Annotated in this window: 28 protein-coding genes and 1 pseudogene; 13 read left to right on the top strand and 16 right to left on the bottom strand. The window is 35.1% G+C overall.

Features of this window, described 5'->3' with window-relative positions; all coding sequences use genetic code 11:
- Nucleotides 1–5 precede the first annotated feature (5 nt).
- The 4 genes from soxC (at nt 6) to D1866_RS03310 (ending at nt 4,154) form a co-directional block, all read left to right on the top strand.
- Nucleotides 6–1,667: a proton pump complex cytochrome B SoxC gene (gene soxC / locus D1866_RS03325; RefSeq protein WP_152942905.1), complete on the top strand. Its 1,662-nt coding sequence runs from the start codon at nt 6–8 to the stop codon at nt 1,665–1,667.
- 32 nt (nt 1,668–1,699) lie between these two features.
- A complete protein-coding gene (locus tag D1866_RS03320; RefSeq protein ID WP_152942907.1) occupies nt 1,700–1,993 on the top strand; it encodes an antibiotic biosynthesis monooxygenase family protein in 294 nt (97 codons plus the stop codon).
- Between the two features lie 303 nt (nt 1,994–2,296).
- The gene (locus D1866_RS03315) at nt 2,297–3,487 is read left to right on the top strand and encodes a radical SAM/SPASM domain-containing protein (protein WP_152942909.1); all 1,191 of its coding nucleotides are present in this window, start codon (nt 2,297–2,299) and stop codon (nt 3,485–3,487) included.
- Between the two features lie 130 nt (nt 3,488–3,617).
- A complete protein-coding gene (locus tag D1866_RS03310) occupies nt 3,618–4,154 on the top strand; it encodes a hypothetical protein (RefSeq protein WP_152942911.1) in 537 nt (178 codons plus the stop codon).
- Here the strand turns inward: D1866_RS03310 and D1866_RS13290 are convergent.
- Nucleotides 4,151–4,303, bottom strand: coding sequence for an SH3 domain-containing protein (locus D1866_RS13290; RefSeq protein ID WP_231136386.1), 153 nt, complete (start codon nt 4,301–4,303; stop codon nt 4,151–4,153). The two genes, D1866_RS03310 and D1866_RS13290, sit on opposite strands and share 4 nt — an antisense overlap.
- A gap of 24 nt (nt 4,304–4,327) precedes the next feature.
- The gene (locus D1866_RS13285; RefSeq protein ID WP_231136385.1) at nt 4,328–4,702 is read right to left on the bottom strand and encodes a DUF3211 domain-containing protein; all 375 of its coding nucleotides are present in this window, start codon (nt 4,700–4,702) and stop codon (nt 4,328–4,330) included.
- A 442-nt stretch (nt 4,703–5,144) separates the two neighbouring features.
- Between D1866_RS13285 and D1866_RS13280 the strand changes: the two genes are divergently transcribed.
- Both D1866_RS13280 and D1866_RS03295 read left to right on the top strand, forming a co-directional pair.
- The gene (locus tag D1866_RS13280) at nt 5,145–5,285 is read left to right on the top strand and encodes a hypothetical protein (RefSeq protein WP_231136384.1); all 141 of its coding nucleotides are present in this window, start codon (nt 5,145–5,147) and stop codon (nt 5,283–5,285) included.
- Between the two features lie 255 nt (nt 5,286–5,540).
- Nucleotides 5,541–6,863 carry an MFS transporter gene (locus tag D1866_RS03295; RefSeq protein WP_231136383.1) on the top strand — a complete coding sequence of 441 codons (1,323 nt, stop codon included), beginning with the start codon at nt 5,541–5,543 and terminating at the stop codon, nt 6,861–6,863.
- A gap of 43 nt (nt 6,864–6,906) precedes the next feature.
- On the opposite strand, the gene D1866_RS13275 is transcribed toward D1866_RS03295, so the two are convergent.
- Both D1866_RS13275 and D1866_RS03285 read right to left on the bottom strand, forming a co-directional pair.
- Nucleotides 6,907–7,152, bottom strand: a complete 246-nt coding sequence (locus D1866_RS13275; RefSeq protein ID WP_231136382.1) for a type II toxin-antitoxin system VapC family toxin — start codon at nt 7,150–7,152, stop codon at nt 6,907–6,909.
- Nucleotides 7,153–7,217: 65 nt separating this feature from the next.
- A complete protein-coding gene (locus D1866_RS03285) occupies nt 7,218–7,478 on the bottom strand; it encodes a hypothetical protein (protein WP_152942915.1) in 261 nt (86 codons plus the stop codon).
- 349 nt (nt 7,479–7,827) lie between these two features.
- Between D1866_RS03285 and D1866_RS03280 the strand changes: the two genes are divergently transcribed.
- From D1866_RS03280 to D1866_RS03270, 3 genes are read left to right on the top strand one after another with little or no spacing between them, the layout of a single operon-like run.
- On the top strand, nt 7,828–8,979 hold the full coding sequence (locus D1866_RS03280) for a peptidase U32 family protein (RefSeq protein ID WP_152942917.1): 1,152 nt from the start codon (nt 7,828–7,830) through the stop codon (nt 8,977–8,979).
- Nucleotides 8,948–9,643, top strand: coding sequence for an MBL fold metallo-hydrolase (locus D1866_RS03275; protein ID WP_152942919.1), 696 nt, complete (start codon nt 8,948–8,950; stop codon nt 9,641–9,643). Before D1866_RS03280 ends, D1866_RS03275 begins: the two co-directional genes overlap by 32 nt.
- Nucleotides 9,644–9,661: 18 nt before the next feature.
- Nucleotides 9,662–9,991: an ATP-binding protein gene (locus D1866_RS03270; RefSeq protein WP_231136381.1), complete on the top strand. Its 330-nt coding sequence runs from the start codon at nt 9,662–9,664 to the stop codon at nt 9,989–9,991.
- On the opposite strand, the pseudogene D1866_RS03265 reads toward D1866_RS03270, so the two are convergent.
- Together D1866_RS03265 and D1866_RS03260 are read right to left on the bottom strand one after the other, a co-directional pair.
- Nucleotides 9,902–11,191: pseudogene (locus D1866_RS03265) on the bottom strand (RNA-guided endonuclease InsQ/TnpB family protein). The gene D1866_RS03270 and the pseudogene D1866_RS03265 overlap by 90 nt on opposite strands.
- Entirely contained in the window at nt 11,169–11,753 is a 585-nt protein-coding gene (locus D1866_RS03260; protein WP_155861036.1) for an IS607 family transposase, read from the bottom strand. Before D1866_RS03260 ends, D1866_RS03265 begins: the two are co-directional and overlap by 23 nt.
- Before the next feature lie 43 nt (nt 11,754–11,796).
- On the opposite strand from D1866_RS03260, the gene D1866_RS13600 reads away from it, so the two are divergent.
- Nucleotides 11,797–11,925, top strand: a complete 129-nt coding sequence (locus D1866_RS13600) for a hypothetical protein (protein WP_269199640.1) — start codon at nt 11,797–11,799, stop codon at nt 11,923–11,925.
- A gap of 8 nt (nt 11,926–11,933) precedes the next feature.
- The gene (locus D1866_RS13270; protein ID WP_152943374.1) at nt 11,934–12,746 is read left to right on the top strand and encodes an ATP-binding protein; all 813 of its coding nucleotides are present in this window, start codon (nt 11,934–11,936) and stop codon (nt 12,744–12,746) included.
- Here D1866_RS13270 and D1866_RS03250 read toward each other — a convergent pair.
- Together D1866_RS03250 and D1866_RS03245 are read right to left on the bottom strand one after the other, a co-directional pair.
- Nucleotides 12,677–13,750, bottom strand: a complete 1,074-nt coding sequence (locus D1866_RS03250; RefSeq protein ID WP_231136380.1) for a Zn-dependent exopeptidase M28 — start codon at nt 13,748–13,750, stop codon at nt 12,677–12,679. The two genes, D1866_RS13270 and D1866_RS03250, sit on opposite strands and share 70 nt — an antisense overlap.
- A gap of 20 nt (nt 13,751–13,770) precedes the next feature.
- Nucleotides 13,771–14,712, bottom strand: coding sequence for a hypothetical protein (locus tag D1866_RS03245; RefSeq protein ID WP_155861035.1), 942 nt, complete (start codon nt 14,710–14,712; stop codon nt 13,771–13,773).
- Nucleotides 14,713–14,787: 75 nt separating this feature from the next.
- Here D1866_RS03245 and D1866_RS03240 point away from each other — a divergent pair, with 75 nt between their 5' ends.
- Entirely contained in the window at nt 14,788–14,976 is a 189-nt protein-coding gene (locus D1866_RS03240) for a hypothetical protein (RefSeq protein ID WP_013776424.1), read from the top strand.
- Between the two features lie 48 nt (nt 14,977–15,024).
- The gene (locus D1866_RS03235) at nt 15,025–16,872 is read left to right on the top strand and encodes a hypothetical protein (RefSeq protein WP_152943370.1); all 1,848 of its coding nucleotides are present in this window, start codon (nt 15,025–15,027) and stop codon (nt 16,870–16,872) included.
- Between the two features lie 80 nt (nt 16,873–16,952).
- Here D1866_RS03235 and D1866_RS03230 read toward each other — a convergent pair whose 3' ends face one another.
- The 8 genes from D1866_RS03230 to D1866_RS03195 form a co-directional block, all read right to left on the bottom strand.
- Nucleotides 16,953–17,372: a universal stress protein gene (locus tag D1866_RS03230; protein WP_152943368.1), complete on the bottom strand. Its 420-nt coding sequence runs from the start codon at nt 17,370–17,372 to the stop codon at nt 16,953–16,955.
- 88 nt (nt 17,373–17,460) lie between these two features.
- Nucleotides 17,461–18,882: an MFS transporter gene (locus tag D1866_RS03225; protein WP_152943366.1), complete on the bottom strand. Its 1,422-nt coding sequence runs from the start codon at nt 18,880–18,882 to the stop codon at nt 17,461–17,463.
- A gap of 87 nt (nt 18,883–18,969) precedes the next feature.
- Entirely contained in the window at nt 18,970–20,103 is a 1,134-nt protein-coding gene (locus D1866_RS03220; protein WP_231136379.1) for an NRAMP family divalent metal transporter, read from the bottom strand.
- A gap of 242 nt (nt 20,104–20,345) precedes the next feature.
- Nucleotides 20,346–20,645 (bottom strand): hypothetical protein, encoded by a 300-nt coding sequence (locus tag D1866_RS03215; RefSeq protein ID WP_152943362.1) that lies wholly within the window; start codon nt 20,643–20,645, stop codon nt 20,346–20,348.
- A gap of 71 nt (nt 20,646–20,716) precedes the next feature.
- Nucleotides 20,717–21,124 carry a hypothetical protein gene (locus D1866_RS03210; protein ID WP_152943360.1) on the bottom strand — a complete coding sequence of 136 codons (408 nt, stop codon included), beginning with the start codon at nt 21,122–21,124 and terminating at the stop codon, nt 20,717–20,719.
- A 2-nt stretch (nt 21,125–21,126) separates the two neighbouring features.
- Entirely contained in the window at nt 21,127–21,339 is a 213-nt protein-coding gene (locus D1866_RS03205) for a hypothetical protein (protein ID WP_152943357.1), read from the bottom strand.
- 35 nt (nt 21,340–21,374) lie between these two features.
- Complete coding sequence (locus D1866_RS03200; protein WP_231136378.1) at nt 21,375–21,764, bottom strand: hypothetical protein; 390 nt, start codon at nt 21,762–21,764, stop codon at nt 21,375–21,377.
- Complete coding sequence (locus D1866_RS03195; protein WP_152943392.1) at nt 21,761–22,906, bottom strand: RNA-guided endonuclease TnpB family protein; 1,146 nt, start codon at nt 22,904–22,906, stop codon at nt 21,761–21,763. The genes D1866_RS03200 and D1866_RS03195 overlap by 4 nt, the downstream gene beginning before the upstream one ends.
- Between the last annotated feature and the right edge of the window lie 182 nt (nt 22,907–23,088).

Raw genomic sequence — 23,088 nt, 5'->3', positions numbered from 1 at the left:
AATTAATGAGCGTGTCAAAAAGGATCTCAAACTGGTTTAATGAAAGACTAAAATTAGATGAGTTACCGTTTTTTAGAACTCCAGATTATATGTATCATGTTAGTGATTGGTTAGGTGCATTAGTAGCGGCTGCTTTCATGTACACTGTAATATCGGGACTTATTTTACTTTTATATTACGATCCAGATAACGGTTATGCCTCTACGCAATTTATTATAAATCAAGTTCCTTATGGTTCTGTAGTTCTCTATAGTCACTTATATGGAGCGTATGCAATGATTATTTTGGCATATATTCACATGTTTAGGAATTATTTTGTTGGAGCTTATAAAAAACCAAGAGAGCTATTATGGATACTAGGAGTATTTCTCTTAGTACTAACTATGGGTGCTTCGTTCTTCGGTTACAGTTTAATAGGCGACGTCTTAGCTACAAGTGCAGTAGACGTAGGAGCAGGTATAATAGAATCCATCCCTGGAATGCAATGGCTAGTTCCATTCCTGTTTGGAAATTACGATAACGGACAATACGGTAGAGTTCTAGCCTGGCACATAATCTTTGTTGCATTAATCGGTTTATTGTTTGCATTCCACTTCTTCCTTGCAGAATCTTACGGAATGATGCCTTCTAGGAAAGTAAAAAGTAAGGCTCCTGCAGTTTACACCAGAGAAGAATGGATGAAGTTTAATCCATGGTGGCCTAGGAATTTTGTTTACATGTTATCATTAATATTAATGACATGGGGATTCATACTTATTATACCAAATGCACTAGCGTACTTAAACGGCTTACCTCAATATTATAATCCATTCTTGAATCCAAAACCTGCACCTCCACCAACAAGTCCATTAGCTGCTACAGTTACAACTTATCCGCCATGGTTCTTCCTATTCTTCTATAAGATTGCAGACTTTAGCAGTAATGTACTATTAGACTTATCGATAGGTGCGATTATTCCTTTAGTGTATTTAATTCTATTGCCATTCCTAGACAGATCTGAAGAACTACACCCACTCAGCAGGAAGATATTTACTGGAATTGGTATATTAATGATAATATATCTAATACAAACTACATTATGGGGAGATATTGCACCTGGTGTTCCGGTAGCTTTCAAGTGCCAAGTAGTTGCTCTACTACCTCCTGCAGTTATAGTAGCTATTGGATTATGGATATTGCCAAGCAAAAAGAGCAGTGAAGGACCAAAAGTTAAGCATTCATTCCTACATCTAGGAAAAGCCTTAGCACCATTAGCGATATTAGGCTTCGCAGTAGTATCATTATTGTTCGTTGGAGGCTTAGCTGAATTCGTTAACTATCCTTCACCAACCACATTAGCAATACTATTACCAATAGCCTCGCTCTTCGTAATAGGAGCAAAAAGAATCGCGCCAATAATATTACGCATGGAACAACAACAAACTTCGTCTACTCCATCTCCTGAAGTCAGCAAGCTTGAGATGAAGAAGAAGTTTGCCCAATACATCATTGTAGTGTTGTTCGTATTGAGCTTAGTGTTAATGGTCACATTGTGGACAATACCGCCAACTGGATATGAGTCCAATATGTTCGGAGTTGACTTAGGTTTAATATTTGTAATGTGGGGTGAAGCAATCTCACTATATCATTACATAGTATATAAGAAGCCAAATGAGTCCTACGAATAAGATATTTTACTTTTTTCTCATATTTACTATTTATGATAAATGTTGGTCTTTATTATAGGGTAAAGGAGGGTCACGAGAAGGAATTTGAGGAAACATTTTCAAAGGTGGTTTCAATACTAAAAAATTCCGACATTGGTTTTATTGACGCAAAACTATACAAGAGAGTAGACGACCCAAGAGAATACTTAATTTACAGCGAATGGAAAGACCTAGAATCCTTCAAAAAATTCATACTAAGCAAAGACTACAAAGAAACAACAACATACGGAAAAACAATACTAGAAGGAAGACCATACCACAAAATATTCCAAGAAATAAATACTTAACCTTCTTTATCCCTTTTTTCTTCATAACTCTCTATGTTTATATTTAGTTTATTTTAATAAAATAAAGAAATTATGAAAAGAATTTTATATATCCAAGAAAACGATGAAACGTGAGAAGGTAATAATTGACGGAATTTGTTTAACAAGGTTTCACATATATCTCCTTAGACTATAATTCTCTAAAGATAAGATTAGCTCTTGCTACCTCTTCATATGCAGAGGAAAGTAGCTAAACTGGAAAGGAAAATAGGAAGGTGCGGATACTCTCCCTCTTGGGGAGAATAAGTAGGAGGGAGAAATAAAATGTTATCTAAATACAATATTTTTCTTGACGATTATAAAATCATGTTTAATACGTTAACGGGCTATGCAATAAGATTGACCGACGAGGAAATGGAGAAGTTGAAAAAAGGTGAAGTGCCGGAAGAACTAAAGGATATAATAGAAGAAGGATTTTCAGCAACCTTTGATGAGTTCTTACAAAAATTTAAGAAAGAAGTGTTAGAACCAACACTAGTACTGACTTATAGATGTAATTTTGATTGCGTTTACTGTTTTCAAAAGGCTTTTAGGAATAATTCCTCCGTAAGCGATAAAGTAGTGAGAGGATTTATAAAATACGTCAGAACTCACGCAAACGGTAGGAAAGTTAGGGTAACTTATTTCGGCGGAGAGCCTTTATTAGAGCTAAGAAGAATCAAGGAAATTTCCACTCAACTTTCGGATTTAAAGTATTCTTTCAGTATAGTGACAAACGGTTCACTCTTAACTAGACACGTTTTTGACGAATTGAAGAGCCTAGGTTTAACTCACGTGCAAATAACTTTAGACGGCCCTAGGGAAGTTCACGATAAGAGAAGGTATTTCGTTGGAGGAAAAGGATCTTACGATATAATTTTAAAGAACTTAAAGGAAATCCAAGATGAAGTAAATGTTGTCCTTAGGGTTAATATAGACGTAAATAACCTGGATTCCTTTAGAGACCTTTTGAGGGATTTAAAGCAAAACGGCATAACTAAAGTTAGGCTTGACCCGCATTTAGTTCACGATAACGTATTTAGGAACGAATACTGGGATTACACGTTCCCTAAGGACGAAGAAGGAGAAATCCTTGTAAAATTGTGGGAAACTGCTAAGGATGAAGGTTTTGAAATACCTCAAGACGTATTTAGGTTAGGTTTATGCGTTGCTCACTTTGATGAGGATATTGTAGTAGATCCTTTCGGAAATATTTACCCTTGTTGGGCTTTTACAGGGAATTCCCTTTACGTAAAGGGTTACCTTACTGAGGACGGAGATGTAGTAATTTACGAGAAGCTTTCCGGCGAGAGGGCCTTAAATTTGTGGAAGAAATGTAAAGATTGTCCCTATATGCCTCTATGCCTTGGTGGTTGTAGGTTCTTTTCAGTACTAAACAAGAAGGGTTACGATGGAATAGATTGTAGAAAGAAAAGTTATGAGGCCATCATGAAATTATTAAAATATTTCGTCTAGGAGTTTAAGTTAGAATAATTTTTTACTTTTATTCATAATCTTGAATAAAAGTGTTAAAGGTCGTTAATAGTATATACCTTGGACTTTTCTTAGAAATCCTTTTAGATTTATACGAGAATTTCATCTTAAGATGTGCGATTATAGAATTATAACGACGGATAGACCAGTAAAAGACAGCGGTAAAGCAATAATAGTTAGTAGGGAGACTTTCAATAAATTAACCTCTGATACTTATTTGAAGGTAATGGCCAGCGACGATAGGGAAAAACTGGGCTTAAGCAAAAGTTATTATTACTATATCCTAGATTCGATGAAGAAACTTGGCTTAATAGAAGACAATGCTCTAGCTTTTAAGCTAATTCTGCCTTTCGTTAAAGGTGAAAAAGAATTGAAATTCGATGATGGTATAATTTACCTCAATGGAAAGCAAATTATCTCAATAGATATGTCATCCAGTAAATACGCTTGCCCAACTTGTCCTGTTTTCGCTGAATGTGTTTATGGAATTAAAAGAATTGCAATGTCAATGAAGATAAAAACACAAAGTATTGACAGTGAAATAGATGCTAGAAATGAAAGATTACCTTCAAAACTTTGGTACTCACTTATAAGAGGTATTGTAGCAAAAGTTTTGCCTAAATTGGATTCTATTAACGTATATTATTAAGGAGATTTCATTATAACAGTTACCTCACCTTGTAGAGAATTCAAATCCCCTTTTTTAGAAATTACGTCTCCTTTATTAAAGGTTAGTTGAACGTTATTTTTACCATCAGATAGAATGAGAACGATCATTCTATCTACACTCTTTACCATAGCATCTTCTAATATACCTTCTAGCTAATCTTTTTGAATTTTCTTAGCTAGGATTGTCCTCATGTTATAAACTGGAATTTCTTGACCTTGAGCCGTTTGAACAACTGCCCTTTTCTTTAAGTCTTCCTCAAATAATTTCACACCCCTCTTGTAAAACTCATCTGCTTGTCTCTTTGCAAAACGCTCAAAAGGCCCTTGGTAAAAGAAGACCAGATTTACTTTAGTTATACCTTTAGTGGGTAAAATTATAAACCTCAAGTTAGCGTTCAATTTTATCATTCCATCACTCTTCTTTATTAAATAACTTATCTCATCCTTTGTAACTATTCTTATAATTCTCAATTTAATAGTAAATAACCAATGAACGTAAAGCTCCCATCCATCTTCCGTTTCTTTCAAATCCTTAAAATTAGGAACGTATTTCATTTAAGTTATAAGGATTAGCTAAGTACTCCTTCACGGTCTCAGGGCTTTCCGTAGTTTCAAACTCGTATGTAGCTTCCACAATCTTATCTTTTTTATTATATTTAAAAATTTTGCATATTTTAAGCCTTATATAAAACGTTAAACATTGTTAAAATATAATGATAATCTTTTTGTAATAACTTTAATTCTCAATTTCAAAAACAGTTATTACTACCAGATAAGGTCATGCCATGAGTACAATTAACAATGTTTATAATTAACATAAACCTTCACTTAAGTTACAAGTCGACTCTTTCATGTTTACATTATTCCTCCGGAAGAGGTAGTATTAATTTACTTAGAAGCGTGAAAGTTCCGTAATAGTACAGAAGATAGAAATAAAGCAGTTCTCGTTTATTGTGCACAACGTGATGTAATGGACATCAATTACATAAATTCTGAGAGTGAGAAAAGAGGAGTAAAAGATTTCTTTGAAAAATCAAGGAATACTCTTAATGCACTACTAAAAATCTATTATATCGTGAAATCAATAATAAATTTAACTTCAAATGCATAAATATTTGTTGATGAATATAATGTATTAAATTACGCTGTTTCTTTATAAATTATTTATCTTATCGTCGATAAGAATAAACAATATAAAAGAGAACGCCGTAGATATAAAAAATCTTTTCATAATTTTCCTCTACTTTATTAAATTTATATATTTCTATGAATATATAAATCTCTTGAATGCTTAGAAAACTTAATTTCTAATTTTTTAACTATTTAAATAGAAATGCTTAAAAACTCGCGCCCTTACACTTTACTTATGTCTTCCATCTCCAGAGTTGCACTCCTAGGTTTAATAGGAACAATAGTTGAGTGGTACGACTACTACCTATTCATATACGCAGCATTACTAGCCTTCCCTACATTATTCTTCCCGTCAAAAAGCTACTTAATTTCAATGTTAGCTTCAGTATCTTCATATGCAATAGCGTTTTTTGCAAGGCCTTTAGGTGCTACAGTTTTCGGGCATATAGGTGACAGATTAGGAAGAAGGCACGCATTAAGTTTTGACCTAGTGCTAGTAGGAATAGCGATGATATCCGTAGGATTAATGCCCACATACGCGACAATAGGAATAATAGCGCCAGTGGCAATATTTGCCTTCAGATTTTTACAAGGTTTGGGCGTTGGCGGAGAATGGGGAGGAGTAGCGACGTGGGTATCTGAACATGCTACCTCTAAGAGGGCTTTAATAACTTCTTTAATAGAAATTGCCTCACCTATAGGTTTCATAGGAGCGGCTACAGTATTGTTGGCATTTAGCAAGGATTTCGTAACAATAGGTTGGAGGATAGGATTCCTAGTTGGAGGTAGCGTAGCATTTCTAGGAGCTTTCCTAAGGTATTTGGCAACAGAGAGTTTACCCTTTGAGAAAATCAAGAGTGAAGGAAAAATAAGTAAAGTTCCTTCCATAGAGGTCTTCAAGTACGCTTGGAAGCCTATAATATTATTAATGCTCGCAATAGGCGGAGTATTCATGGCTGTTTACATTCCAGCAACGGTAATGCCTAGCTTGTATTTGAAGGTAGTAGGAAAAAGCTTGGGATATCCAGCTTACATTAACTTTCTAGGAGTACAAATGCCAATAACTTCTGCGCTAATTTACGTGTTCGCAATAGCAGGATTAGTTTCAACTCCAATATTCGGCTATTTAGGTGATAAGCTTGGTAGAAAAGCCTCACTAATATTAGGAGATATCCTAATAGCAGCATTTGCGTATCCCTATGTTTACGGATTCCTAAGCGGTAATCTAGGCCTATTATTTATAATGCAGTTCCTAATAGGTTTCGCTGCTTACGGTCCTTATGCATCAATGGCTGCATTTTACCCAGAAAGCTTTCCTACAAAGTATAGATACAGTGGAGCAAGTTATGGAATGCAATTAGCTGCAGCAGTTGAAGGAGGTTTAATGCCAATATTACTAGTCGGACTACTAGGACTGCCTTCACAATATTTAGCAAATTCTTGGATAGTTACTACGTTCTTAGCATTATGGGGAATAATATCAGCGTTAGCTACGTTAGGTTTAAAGGAAACTAAGGGAACGCAGTTAGTTGAAGAGAAAGCCACGATAACAAAGTAATATCATAATTTAATTTATTATTAACAACTTTTTCCCTTTTATCTCATAATTTTTCTATCTTTAATCTCTCTTCAACTTTTTTAATTGATTCAAAATCATTATCGTTAGTCACTATTATCATGTCCCTGTTTATCGCAATAGAAGATAAAATTATATTCACCGCGTTAACTGGCTCCCCTATTTTTCTTAGTTTAACCATTATCTTTATGGCAAGTTCGTAATCACTTCTTGTGGGATAAATTATTGTCAATTTCTCCTTTAGATCTAGTATTGGAGGGTACTGTATCACATTTAGTATGGACGTTGTTACATAATTAATCTTAGATAGGAGAGATTTATTCTTATGAATTTTAATCAAGGTGTTCGTATCGTAGATTTTTTCTTTAATTCTTTCTGAAATTCGTCCTCACCTTGAGGAGGTTCCACATTTATATCTTTTTCATCTACACCGAGTCGTTTAAGTCTCTCTATAAGTTCATTCCCTGTAGTTATACCTTCTAGTTCATTTAACTCAGATATTATAGCATTTCTGATTACTTCGCTCCAATTTATTTCCTTATGCTCCTTCATTTTCTCATAGATCTCTTCAGGAACCTTTACACTTATGACCTTCATAGGATATACTTGTATATACTAGAATATATACTTATTAGACTATAACACTTTCACGTAACTATTCATTATATTTAATTACTTCCAAATATCGTTTCGGTTTGAGTAAACCCAAAACTCATAAAACCGAGAAATACACTATAGATTGATCTAAACAGAATTACTTTATTCTTATATGTTGGCATCTTTCTATACAATGGTAACTTTTCTTTTATTCCTTACTTATTATGAAGAATTGAAGCTCTATATGCCTATATATTTTATATATTTCTCTTATAATGTTCTATCGAGATTAATGATAAATTCCGTTAATAGTAAAAAATTTTAAATATGATAATTATGAACTTGATTTATGAGACTCGTAGTAGGGACAAACTTTGACGATAAATTAATAGACGAGCTTAAAAAGTACCCAGTTAGGTACATTTTTGGTAGTAAAACCAAGACCTTGACAGGCCACGGTAGGGCTTCCTTCGTTTTACCTCAAGTTGACGAAGAAAGACTGAAGGAACACATTCAAATAGCACATGATGCAGGAATTAAATTCCTCTACACGATGAATACTGCTACATTAAACGGTAAGGAATACTCACAAAAATTCTTAGAAAGCCTAAAGAAGGAAATAGATAGCCTAGTAAACCTTGGTGTTGACGGTTTTATAGTAGCAATGCCTTTCTTAGTTCATTTTATAAAAAATGAGTATCCAGACTTAGAAATTTCAATTTCTTCCTTCTCCAGAGTTTATAACATAAGGGAATTCGAGGAATACGTTAACATGGGTGCCGATACAATAATCCTCCATGAGGACGATAACAGGAATTTTTCTCTCCTAAATTCTCTATCAAAGTTTAGGAATAAGGTTGACATAGAGCTCATATTGAATAACTCATGCCTTTGGGGATGTCCATATAGGAGAACTCACGATATTGTTTCTTCCGTAACTTCTCAGTCTGACTCTGAAGTTAATGTATGGTTTGAGTATCCAATTTTATTCTGTGCAACAGACGTAAGGAACGATTTGGCTAATATTATAAGAATGAGGTGGATTAGACCAGAGGATTTAAGGCATTATGAAGAATTAGGCATTGACAGGTTTAAAATAGCCAGCAGGAACAAGAAAACAGATTGGATAGTAAGGGCTGTAAAAGCGTACTCACAAGGAAGATACGAAGGAAACTTACTGGATATTGTTAGTTATCCACAAGGAAGAGCAGTCCCTGCAGTTATGAAGAAAATTAACGGACCCAACGATTACGACGTCTTAACACAAGTCTATGTTGATAATACAAAGTTCCCTCCAAACTGGTTATCTTACTTTAAGTACAATTCATGTGAGACTAGGAGTTGCGAGGAATGCAGGTACTGTGACATTATTGCCGAAAAAGTGATAACAGTTCAAGGTAAGCCTCTGTCAGAAATTAACTTACCCAAAATTAAACCACCAATAGAATTAATACCGAGGTTTAGTAAAGATGCTTCTAACGAAGGGAGTAAGGATCATTGAATTATTTGAACCGGAATTTTTTGGAACAGTACTCAATCATAACGTTACAATAGTGGAAAAAGGGCCTTCCGGCGGACTAATGATGATAGACACAGGATTGCCTGGCTACCTAGATATCATAGAGAAAGGCTTAAAGTCATTTGGTTACTCATTAGAGGACATTTCAGACGTTGTCATAACTCATTATCACATAGACCACTCTGGTAATGCTGAAGAGATTAAGAAAATTTCCAAGGCAAAGATTTATGCTCACGAAAATGAAGTACCCTATTTATCTAAGAACGAACAAAAATTCAACTTAAAGTACGACGACGTAAAGGACGAACTAAAAGTAAGTGAAGAAGACTTTGAAAGAACAATGAAGAGAATAAATTCTATGAGATTCTCTCCAGTCACTGTTGACGTGAAATTGAAAGGAGGAGAAGAAATAGGTAATTTTAAGGTAATTAATGTTCCAGGCCATACGCCGGGACATATAGCATTATACGACGGAAACCTATTAATAGTAGGTGACGCAGTGAGAAATATTAAAGGAAAAATTTCGCCACCCTTCAAATTTTTCTGTTGGGATTACGAAAAGGCTGTTAACTCGTTTAACAATCTCCTTTCAATGAAGTTTAAATATTTAGTTCCTTTCCATGGAGATATAATCTTTTTTTACTAGTCCTATAAGACTAGTCTTATGAGACTATATATTAGGAGACTAGAAGAAGAGAAAATAAGAAAAATAAAGAATTGGACTTTGATTTACGGTAGGAGAAAAACTGGAAAAAGCACGCTAGTAAAGAAGAATCTTCAAATGGATTATTACGTTTTAATTACTGACTCAAATAGTGCAATAACTGCAGACGATAAAGTGATTAAAATTGACGATGCAATAAAAGAAGTTAAAGAAACTCTCCATAAAGGAGGGGTTTGGGCTTCATCGAATTTTCATGAAATTGTATCTAATTCTCAGCCCTTGGGCTTCACCAGAGTCACGGGTAAACCCGTTACCCCTCCGCCCCTTTAGCGGGATAACCCCAACCCACACCCGCGGTATTTCACGGATGTGGGGAAACCCGCACATCTTGAGGTAAATATTTAATGACGCGTTTAATTGTCTATCTAGAGTGAACCCACACCTCTCGCAATGAAAAGTCCTGCCAACATTTCGGGAAACCCATCCACATCTGGGGCAGGACTTGGAAGTGAGGTGCGGGTTAACCTCATTAACAAAGGAACCGTAAAGAGGAGCCTTATACTTTAGCACACGGTGAATCGACCTCCACACAGTCCGTGAAATCTTTTTAGAAAGGGAGTCGTTAGCATCCCTAAACATCTCTTGCTTATTCAACTTCTCAACAACAAACAACGTGAGAGGATACATCTCCAGCAACTTATTCACGAACTTGTGAACATAATCCAGTACACGGTTCCTCTCACGGTGGGAATATTTTCTCATCAATTCCTTCCCCTTCCTACCGTGCTTTGAAGCAAAAGACTGTATTTTACTCCTCTTTAATTTCATACCCTATTTTAGACTGTAAAGCTCCTTGATGGAAAACGTGACGAACTTCTCTCCATCGTATGCGTCTAGAGTATAGAGGTTACTATCAATAGAGAGAAAGTCAAGGGGAGTAAACCAAGGTAACTTGTAACGAAATGGCAGGTACACTTTATCCTCCTTTATCACGGGCTCACCTAGTTCTAGCCCCTTAACCCGTTTAGAGAACCAAGTGTGAGACCAAGAGAAGGTAATATACTCGTAAGGTCTTACTGTAATCCTTACTCTCTCGCCATCAACCTTCCTAAGAGTTGACTTAATCCTAACGTAAACCTTCTTCAATCTAGGTTTACTCAATGACGCTTGTCCCTTCTCGACTCTCCTCCTCCAACTTTCCAGTATTGAGTAAGCGTCATTAATTGCCTTATCAACATAGTGTGAAGCTAAGTTGTTGATATTCTCTAACTCATCCCTTAGCGTATTGTATACTTGCTTTTTCTTAGGCAAGGTTATTTTAACCTTCGTAAATACTTTCTTACCTTTCTTCGCTTCTTTTCTCTCTACCTTCACCTTCTCCCATAACCAGTCTAAAGCTTTTTGCAGTAGTGTCTTGTAGTTCTCTAATAATATTTTCGTCTCCTCCTTCTTATCATTCTCCAAGGAGTAAGTTAGGTAAATGTACTCCTCCTCTGGTTGGAGTGATTTAATTCTTAAGTTCTTCGACACACTTTTCCACCTTTTCGTATTTTTGACTCCTCATTCCGTAGAGTTTTCCGCTAAATGATACAAGTATGGAGACCAAATCCTCTATCAACTCTTGTTCTGGTGTTTTGTCTTCCATATTAAGAACTACTATTTCGCAATTATGTGCTTTGCACACTTCCTCTATTATCTCGAAACCAAACCTTGTCAGTGTTTCTGGGTAAGCTATGACTACTTTCGACACTTCGTTGTTTAGTATCATTCTTAATAATTTGAGGAATCCTTTTCTCTTCATGTTTAACCCAGAACCCACGTCTGTTATTACTTGGTCGTAGTCCTTTACTTGTTCTTGTAAATATTTTACTTGGTTCACCAAGTCGTCTTTTTGTGCGTTTGATGATACCCTAGCGTAAAGTATCACTTTCCTCCTTCTTACAATACCCATTAACTTTTCTACGTCCTCTTCTCTGAACCTCCACTTTCCACTCTGTAGTATTACTGGTTTGATGTATCCTTTCTTTACGTAGCTCTGTAAAGTGCGGTATGATATTCCTAAGCGTTGGCAGACTTCTTTAGGTTTTAGCATTGTAATTAGTTTTACATACAAAGTATATAAACTTCACGGTTTATTGGAAACTGTTGGCAACGGCATAGCGGTAATAGACGAGTTTCAAAGATTACCGGATATTTATTGGAGCATGATCAGTAATTGGGATAAAAATGGAATCTTGGTACTAGTAGGATCAGTTACGGAATAGTTAACAAGGTGTTTGATAGGAACAGCCCATTATTAGGCCTCTTTACTCCCCTGGAAATAGATATAATATCTTATGAAGATGTTCTAACTCAGGTTAAAGATCCGGTACTTTCCACTATCTATAGGGATCCTTGGATAATCCCTTTCATAGACAGCTACGAAGAGTTCGTTGATAGACTAAAGGAGTTCTCTCTAATTTCTAAGGGATTAATAGGAGAAGTGTTTAAAGAAGAAGAAAGGCAATTAACTGACACTTACTATAAAATCCTTTTGCTACTTGGGGAAGGAATTTGGAAAACGTCTGAAATATCTTGCATAATTCAGCCAAAGGGCGGAGAAGGAACAATATCTTCAATGGTCAATAAGTTAGTAAAAATGGGATTAGTTCAAAAGATTCCTACTCTATCTAGAGAAAATTATTATAAAGTAAAATCTCCTCCTCTCTCCCTATCGTTATACGCAGAGTCAAAATACGCTATAAGTAAAACTGATGCTAAAATCGACTATCTACCAATAGGTAAAGAAGTCCAATTCAGTGTAGGTGAAATGTTATCTAAATATCTTGGAGGAATTCAATATTATTCTCCTAAGGAGGACATCGATGTAGTTATTGTGAAAAAGAAGAAACCTATATGGGCTTTTGAAATTAAAATGGGCGAATTTTCAACTTCTGAAGCTAGGGAAGCGATAAAGAAGATGAGCAAAGTAGCAGAAAAAGTAAGTTTAATAAGTTTAAAAGAAAAACTGCCTGACTATGGCGATTTAAGCCTAGGACCTAAGGAATTACTTGAAATTGCAAAGGAAGTGGTTAAATTAACGTAGTCCACAACGAATTTCCTCTCGCCAAATTTACTCATTCTCTCGTTCAAATCTTTCATAGATAATTTATCTAGTTCATGCAATAACAACTTCACAGACTCACTAATCTTAGTTAAGAATTTCTCATCTCCAGGATTAGGCAAATCCTTATCGGAGTGATAATAAGGTATTAAATCATCGTTGTATAAAACTAGAGAAGGAATGTCTTTTTGTATAAAAGAGAAATGATCTGAAAACGGAGTAGGCATTTCTATTCTCTTTAACGGAAATAGACCTGCAAAATCCCACAAATCTGGAGTTGATGAATAAACTACCCTACTAGGATAGAGGGCGTCAAAAATTATTGCAGTGAAAACATCGCCTTTAGGATACTGTAATGAACCGGTACAGCACTTAGGTCCTTCCTCTGAAGAAAAGAAAACCACTTTTAGACCATGATTCTTAACTTCTGCCAAAGAATTAAGTACAACGTCTATAGAAAATAAGTTATCGTGAAAGCCAGAAAGCCAGTGATCTACGTGAGCTCCAAGTAAGATATAATCATCTCCTTCTTTTATGGTAAATTCTAGATTGTAAGAAGTCGAGTCCCTAAGAAATGATTCCGCCTCAATCTCTACATAGCCTTCTGGTTTAAAAGGAAGAAAAATAACTGGAATTTTAACGTCAGGCATTATTATCCTTCTTGTCTTTCCCTCCTCATAAAATATTATTCCCTCAGCACCTTGAGAAAGAGCGTAAGAGTAGAAATCCTTTACTTTAAACGGGTGATCTGGAAAAGGAAATTCAAGAATTTCTCTTCCTACCTTTCCCTTTACGTATCCCTTAGTGTATGGAGCTAAGGTTGACGTAACTTCTTTTCCATTAAGCTTAACGCTAAAATTATTAATTACCCACTCCTTTGTTTTCGCTTCAATTCTCTTACTATAGCTTTTCAATCTTTTTTCTAAAATAGATAGAATTTCCTTCTCCTTCTCTGAACCATGAATTGCTTCGCCTAGCTTTAGCAAGTCTAAAGAAATCATAATATTTAATTTAACTTTTTAATTAAGTATTTTTTGGACATACCGTACTTTAATGTAGTTAGCGTTAAGTTATCCTTAATTAAATAGAGGAAAAGGAGAGAAGAAGCAACGAAAAATATTCCCGATATATGAAAATACACGAACCTAAGGAAATAGGACAACGAAAGTAGAATTGAAATTATGTATATTTTATCGTAATTATATCTGGACGTAGAGTACGTTATACAACTGTAAAAGAAAGGAGCCATTGTACCTAAGGCAAATGCGTGGATGGTTTCTCCCAAAAAATAGCTTCCTATAGAAGTGGATGCAGAAGACAAAACTACCGATAAGGCCGATAAATTCTTTCTTACCTTCTTTACTCCATAAAATAGCCAAGCAAAATAAGCTATGATTATGAGAGGAAAGAGACTATAACTCAAGTAAAAGAGAAAGACAAGCAGAAGGATGGGAATTTGCTTTATTCCAAACTTAGGCTTTAAACCTAAGGTTGCGGAAAATATGCCCTCATTAATTCCTAGCAGGTAAAGTAATAAGGAAATTATAAGAAGGTTATATCCTAAAATTGGGAAAAGTAACCAAGAAATAAAGGAAAGAGGAGGAGAAGAAAGAACTAGAATATTTATAGGAAACTTACTACCATAAGATTTTACGTCCTTTAGACCCCAAATTTCCACTATTGTCAGGAAGAAGAAGGACAATGAGATAAGAGGGTAAAGAGGAATAGAAAGCAGAATAAGAGTTACAATGTGTAAAATCAAGTATTTTTTAGCAGGAAAAAATAACCTAAGTATCATTCCGGCGTAAAGTGAATATGCGCCTAAAAGCATAAAATATCCGTGAACTGAGGGATCCAAACTTAATGAGAATCCGCCTATTGCAAAATAGATAAACGCCAAAATGAGAAAAGGTACGTTAACTCCCCAAGGTTCTATTACGTTTTTCACAAGACTTACTATCGTTCGGTAATTTAAAATGTTGCGCCTAAAATTTTAATTAGATTAAAATCAAAGAAAGCAAATATGGACGACTTGAGAGCAAAGAACGTTATAACTTTTACAGATGTAGGTGAATGTACTAATTGTGGTGTTTACGGTCCTTACGAATTCGTTTTCTGGTCTTCACATACTAGGAGAGTTTACGGCTTTTGTTCACTAAAATGCTTTAGAGAATGGTTAAGAACTACTAGAGCAATCTATCCCAAAAGATGAAATTTAATATGGAAAAGATTTATTATAGCGTTTTAGACATAAAATGATATGTCAATTCCAAAATTAATCATGCTAGGAGGTTTTTTGCTATTATTGGTCTTGAGCGTTATACCTTCTCATTCTTTTGGGCTAACTCCATTGCCTATAACAATAAAAAAGGCGTCGTTCAAAGGAAATATTGCAGATCCCTACGGATTTATTGAATATAAAGGAAATCTCCTCGAATTATTCTTCAACTTTTCTCTGACGGCATATAACTTAACTTCGCTAACCAATATAACTAACTATTTATCTAATGCTACGTTCAGAATATATACTACCTACGACGGAAAAGTGTTTTACCTCACAAACGAGACAAACGTAACTTCTATTTCAACTGCATTGTACGAAAACGAAGTGCTAGCCGTTTGGTCTTATAAATCCTCTGTAGAGTATTCGCTATTTAACGGTACTGCATGGTCTTCTCCTAGGACTTTAATTAATGGAAATATATTATCCGTAAAGACTAACGGTAGTGAGATCTTGGTTCTATGTAAGATCTTTAATGAATATCACCTCTTAGTTTTTCGCAACTTTAGCCTAATCGATAATATTTCTTTACCAGTTACAGTAAACTACATAGTTACTTTTAATTCAAAGATAATAATTGTATCAAACGTAAGCATATCTTTCTCTCTCTCATTACATTATTCCATAGGATATTCTATAGGCGACGTTTATGGCCTTTATATTAACGGAAGCAAGATATTTAAATTAAAAGGATTAGGTTTACCGATTTATGGCAATTATTCAGAATTTGTACTAGTTAATTTCACTAAATATAACGAAACTGTAGTTTCGATATATAATATCTGCGGTAAACAATTATATAACTTAATTTTAAATGAGCCATTATTAGGAGTCTTCGTACAGAATAATATAGTGTCAATAAGTTATGTATCTACACAAGGGACTACAATATGCATGTACTATCTAATGGGGGGAAAGGCTATAGAGTTTAACAAAATAGAAATTCCGTCTTTATTCAAAGTTTACTCATTTTCGGAATCTAATCTGGTAGGATATGTTAACTCTATGCTAATACTAGAGAATATAACAATAACGAGTAGTATATCAAAGTCCGGGATATGCGTAAATATTACTTTTACTCCATTATTTATGAAGGTAAATAATCCGTCATTACCTTGCAAACCAGAAGTGCAAATTGAAGAAAACGAATACTCTGGAATGACTGTATTGTTAATTAATTATACAGAGCCTAATTATTACTCTCACTATGTATCATGCGTCGAAATTCTAATAAACGGTAAAATAGTTTGTAAGATTTCGTCTCCTTCAGCTTCAATACCCTTCTATATTTACCAAAACGGAACTTATAATATAACCGTATTAGCAGTAAACTTCCTGGGTAGTGAAAAATCTTGTATAATAACTACTATTCAAGTCAAGCCAAATGTAACTGCCATCCCTAAGCCGGAAATAATAACTACAACAGAGAGTTATCCTGGCTATACTTTACTAAACATAAGCTATAATGCTAGAAATATTCAAGATTTAATTTGCGTTCAATTATTTATCAATGGAAGTTTGGTTAAAAAGTTTACAAGTCCTTCTGGATATTATATTTATAATGTAACGTCTAACGGGACTTACTTAATAACTATAAAAGCAATTAGTAAACTAGGTTCATCTATTAATTCAACATTAGAAAGCGTTAAGGTCATGCCAATAACTACTACATCGACAACAATTGTAACGAGTAGTACAACCCCAAAAATCTCAACTTCAACTACGTCAACGGCTCCTCCAACAAGTAACCTTACCATTTACTTAGGAATAATAGGCTTAGTAATAGTAATTGCGTTAGTCTCACTTATTATATTAAGGAAAAGGTAAAGAGATTTTTTCTTTCCATAACTTCCTAGATTCTAAAGATTATAGCCAAATTCATTAAGATTGACCGTAAAAGTTTATAACTATTCTTTTACCACCAAAACTGGCTTCTTAGAAATATCCAAAACCTTAGAAGACACACTCTCCATGAACACTTTCTTTAATCCCTTCAATTTTCTCTTACCTAGAATAATCAAATCAAAATCTTCGCTCTCAGCATATTTAGATAAAACGAGTGCAGGATCTCCTCTAACAACTTCGTAGTCCATGTTAATTCCGTTCTCTATTGAAATTCTCTTTATTATCTCAGTGTGTTTAATTATCCTTTCTCTATCTCTTAACGTGTCTTCCTTTATATAACCCTCCAAAATTACTGGCATGTGCTCTATAACTTCCAGTGCCTTAATTGAAGCACCGTGAAGCTTTGCAAGATTAATTGCTAGATTTAACGCCCTTAAGGATTCCTTAGAACCATCAAATCCTACTAATATTCTCTTGAACATTTGACTCTATAACCACTTCTCATCCTAAGAATTTAAATTTTTCTAAAAAATCTCTTAATCTCCTTATTAAAAAAATATTTTGAATAAATTATACTCCTGCAGTAGCCTCATTAATTTCCTCTAAGCTCTTTCCTATAGTATTAGGCAGTACGAAGATTAATATTATGCCCATTATAACCATTGGAATTTGGAATCCTATCCAAGTAGTTACTGCGCCTAGAACAGGAATTATTGAAAGTATAATTGCTGTAGATATTGCAGCACCTAAGTGAGCAACTCCGTCGGAGAAGGCGAAGGATGTTGCTCTGGCATAGGTTGGAACGTTTTCAGTACCGTTCAAGTAATTTAACTGATTACCCCACCCTACACCTATCAAATTAGCTAAAATGAAGCCTGTTAACATCATTGTTAAATTAGCCGAAGTAGCACCTATTACTGCTATAGCTACACCTAAAACCATACCGACGAAATATGAAATTGTAGTGAGTATTGGCCTCCTTACCTTATCTATAACTGTCCTAAGTAATATAGCTCCTATAAAGGTTGCAATTCCTGCGTCTCCATAGTATAACGTTATTTGGTTGGAAAGCGAGCTAAGTGAAGGTACAGTGGAAGTCCATAACAAGAATTCTGTTAAGTAAGGATATTCGCCGAAATAGAAGAAGAATATTGAAAGCATTACAGCAATTACTCTAACTCTATATTTAGGATTCTTAAATACGTAGAATGGATCAACTTTCTTATGCTCAAAAGTGTAAACAATAGGTTCTGGTAATGTAGTAAGGCCTGTCTTCTTCATTGCCTTCTCTTCCATATCCTTTACAACTTTCTCCGCCTCCTCTATCTTACCTTTTAACGCTAGCATTCTAACAGTCTCGCTTGCGTGACCTCTAATTGCGAAAACTATGAAGGCTAAAGTTGCTCCTACTAAGAATATTACTCTCCAACCTATTGCTGGATTTGCGACATCAATATAAGATGCCATGAAGGGACCTAATCCTAAGCCTGCCCAACCTGCAATATATACTAGGTTAAAGTATTTTGCCCTATTCTTTGCAGGAACCATCTCAACAAGGTATGTAGGGACTAGTATTAGGTCTCCTCCAATCCCCATTCCGGTTATAAATCTAAATATAGAGAATTCTACAAAGTTACTAGAGAATGCGTTACCTAAGCTACCAATAGCAGTTAGCATTGCAGTAGTCATTAGCATTGGTTTTCTTCCTATCCTATCACCTAGGTAGCCTAGCAATAAGGCTCCGGGAATGTAACCAAATAATCCTAAGGATACTACTATTGAAGCCTCAGTGCTAGTTAATCCAGTGTACTTTAAAGACGTTGCAGAAAAGGCTATTCCTACATCTATTACGTCATATAATGCTATGAAATAACCAAAGGCTAAAGATAAAACTACTGATAGAGGTAAAACCATTACGGGAAGTCTATCTATTCTTGCAGTTAATTGAGCTGCAATGTTTTTATTTTGCTGAGGGGAATTTTTATCAGCCATATGTAATGAGAAAAATGTAGTGCTTAAAAAGTTTATGTTTTATACTAATGCTTATACATTTTATACTCACCAGTAACTGAGAAAAATTCAGATCGAAGATAAAGAAGCAATTATAGCAATTATTAGGAGAATTATTGAAGAAATCCAATAAGCAAAGTAAGAAAGACCTCTAGATGCGTATTCGCCCATTATCTTCTTATTCCTACTTATTATTCCTAATATAATAATTGGACCAATTAACGCATAAACAAAGAAGACTAAGAGATCTAAAACAATACAAACTAAATTTGCTGAAGGAACTAATAACGTTAATACAACTGCCGGAATGCTTTCAGCTATATAAATAATATTTACGTTCTTTACGTTCAAGGCTTCTGCAACGCCCCAAGCACTTCCCAGAGAAATAACTACTAAGGCCAAAAATCCTGCGGAAATTAAACCCAGTCCAAAAATTACTGGAGATAAACTACCGGCTAATGGAGTTAATACTGACGAAAGTTCTTGGGGCGAAGCAAAAGTAGAAGGATCTACGTTTATTCCTGCGAATGCCATCTCAACAACTACCATTAATATTTCAGTAAAAACTGCACCTAGTAAAGTCTCTTTTCTCATGTGTTTTATTGCAGTATCCTTACATTTACAATACCCTAATTCCTTCAACTTTATCGCAGTTGCAGATGCTTGGAAAAACAACATGAATGGCATAACGACTGCTCCTACTGTAGCTGCCATTAAGAATAGGAATTGAGGTGATGGCGAGAAGTAGAAAGGAGAATAAGGCTTGATACCTCTGAGGAAGAGCGTTGCGAACAAACTTATGATGAGAAAAGCAGAAATCAGTAGTAGAAACCTTTCGGCTTGTATATATTTTCTCTTTGTCACAATCATGATGTGAACTACGTAAATTAAGGGAATTGAAAGAATTAAGGGAATTCCGATTACCTCTAAGCCTATACCTATTCCAAGGTATTCTATTGCATAAGTTACTGCATCAGTCAAAGCCATTGGCAATGCCATGAGAATAGCAAGTTTTTTACTATAATTTTCCCTAATTACTTCTCCAAGCCCTTTTCCTGTGGCTATGCCTATTCTTCCAGAGACTTCTTGGACAATATATAGAGGAATTGCTAAAAGTAACATTATCCAAATAAATCCGTACTTAAACAATGCCCCAGTCTGAGCTGCACCTATTATGCTGCTTGCGTCCATATCGGCCATCATAACTAACCAGGCGGGGCCAAAGAATTTTATAAATTTAAGTTCATTACGCCCCGTCGTAAGAGAATTACGCCTCATCGTAATCATATATATTAAAATTAAGTATTAAAGAGTTTCCTAGGCAAATGCTTTGTGAAAGAGTTGAATTCATTAAGACTCATGTTTCTAATATAAATTCTCTAAATAGAATAAAGTTACAAGCAATTAACATTATATTTGATAAAAATTGAATAAAGAAAAAGAAGCTATATATGAAGAAATCTATTACCGCATTTCCTTTCAAAATCTTTATTTCTAGTAACTGGGAAGAACGTAGCCATTATAACTTTCCCACCATACTCTTCAGCTATAACTATTATCTTTATTACAGAATTTAAATCAAAACAAAAACTTTTTCTAAATTTTACTATGCATGAAGTAGCGCAATTTCCTGTGTCATAATCACCGCTAATATAGCATTGTAAACAAGAATATTTATCAATATTATTACGCACAAAATTTAATGCATCACATATTTTTTCTTCATCTACAAGATTATTACGCAAAAGTTCTTTAATAATTAATATTCATTGTTCCAATAATTTCCTCTTATTCTCACTACTAATAAACTCGCAATCTATTCTGCAGTCGTCAATAAAATCCATGAGATATTCACACAAGGGTTTCCCAATTCATCTCTCAGATCAGTATAAACGTTTATGTTTGTAATTTTTAGTTTAAGCAAAAACTTTTTCTCATTCACTTTTATTACAGTGCCGCCTTCATTAACTTCATTAATACTTGGAATAAATGCCCTATGAGAAACCATTTTAGCGGGATTACATAACTCTCCCAGTCTGGGTTTATCAGTATCTACAGCCATAACTACTCTAACTATTGGCGTTATATTGTTAATATCCTGAGAATATACGGCTATTGGAATTAAAAATATTCTAACAGTTATATTTTCATCTTCTATCCTAAAATTAATAACCATAGGCTCTATTTTTTCTATAATATAGCTAACTCTAGGAATTTGACTCATGCTTATTCATCCTTATATTCAATGTCTATGGCAGAAATTCTTCCATCTTTATCTCTATATATACTTACAATAGCCTCATGAGTTTCTACGGAAAAGGATAACTGAGAGAATTTTATAAAGATCCCACTATCATTATCTACGATAATATCATATGACTGTGAATTTATTGTATTGCCTACGCACATCTGATCGTTCATTACGGAATAAACTTGCATATTATTACTCTATTCTAACAGCCATAATAATTTATCTAAGCCTTTACCTTTCTACTCAAGGACAGTAAACCTATTATGCCCAGCATTTTTATCACGTCTCCAATTATCGATAAATAACCGAAATTAACTAGATATAAAGGAAGTCCTGCAGTAAAGATTACGGCGCCCCAGAAGAATAATGATGAGAATACCTTGTTTATCTTATTTGCCGTTAAGTATATGGAAATTCCGGCTATAGGTTCAAAGGTATATCCTACAACAATTATTTCAATTCCAAGAAACTCTCTAAGAAAAGTTGCTATAATAAGTCCTGCAAGAGTTATTATAATAGCTAGAATAGCAAAATAGTCCATTATCTTAGGTTTCTCTAACCTTGCTAGATGATAATATCTGACTTCCTCCCCGCCAGCGAGGGTTCCCCTCATCGATTCGCTCTTACATCTCTCATTTGAGGGGCAGTCGAGAGGCTCAGAGACCCCCTCCCATTTAGATTAACTACAGCAATTACATCACGATCATTCTCATAACCGCAAGAACACTTAAACCAACGATATCCCCTTTCTTCCATCCTTCTACCACACCTAGGACACAAAACAGAAGAATAACTAGGATTAACAAACTCAACTAGAATACCGTGTTTCTTAGCTTGCCAAACAATCCAATACTGAATACGACGATACTGCATAAGATACAGTTTATCACGAAACTCCTTAGGTAGATTGTTAACATTCTTGAGGAGGTTCCTGAGGTTCTCCAAATTAATGATGTTAGAACCAAAACCCTTAGCAATTTCAACAACCCATTTCCCCACTTTTCTAGCAAAATCCTCCATAATACGCTTAGCCTTTTGATGGAAGGAATGAATCCTGTGAAGGATCCTCTTATTCTCTTTCCATCTCCTTGGGTATTTTCTCTGCAAATTCTCAGCTAAAGACTTCCAGTGGTGAACCTCTTCGAGACGAGTGGGAATCCTAACGTAGTGTTTGTCGTCCTTCCCTACGACTACTTCAGCCATATTAATATCAACTGCAACACTTTCCTTTGGCTTAACCTTCTCTCCTTTTTTCTCAAAAACGACCTTGAGGAAAGCATTCCCATCCTTAACCACTAACCTAGCCTCCCTCATTTTCCAGCTTAAGTACTCCTTGAGGTTTCTAGGATAACCCAGAATTGATAGCTCGCCGACACTTGCTATCCTAACAATCATTCTCTCGAAGTTCATGCTATAACTCGCTTTAGGCGTTAACCATACCGCAGGTTTATACACTCTTGGGAAACGCCCCTTTTTAGGATTATTATACCACCCCTTGTATATTGAAAGGGCATCCCTATAACAATCCTCAGCAACCTTTGACGGTAGATTATACTCCTCCCTTAACTTCTCATACAACTCCTCGTGGACTTTCGAAAGCACTCCCTTCTCTTCCGGGTTTTTCACATTTTCCTTCAGCCAGAATAGGGTGAAACGGAGTGCTCTAACGTAGTTATTAACAAGGGCTAGGAGGGAATCAGATAGAGCGATCTTCATCGAAACACTAGCTCTGATCGCTTTAACCCTCCTAGCCATCAAAAGAAAATTTTGACAAAGAAGTATTTAAATATAAGGGGGCTATCCATCCCCGCCTCAGAGAGGCGAGGCTTTCCGCCCCCTTAACCCCCTTCTCTGTAAAAGACGACAATGCCAAAAGCCAAACGATCCACATGAGAATCAGAAAAGTCGACGAAAGAGCGTAACTTATCCCTTCAATT

Source organism: Acidianus ambivalens (genome assembly GCF_009729015.1).
Taxonomy (GTDB): Archaea; Thermoproteota; Thermoprotei_A; order Sulfolobales; family Sulfolobaceae; genus Acidianus; species Acidianus ambivalens.
This window is presented reverse-complemented; position numbering and strand designations above follow the sequence as displayed.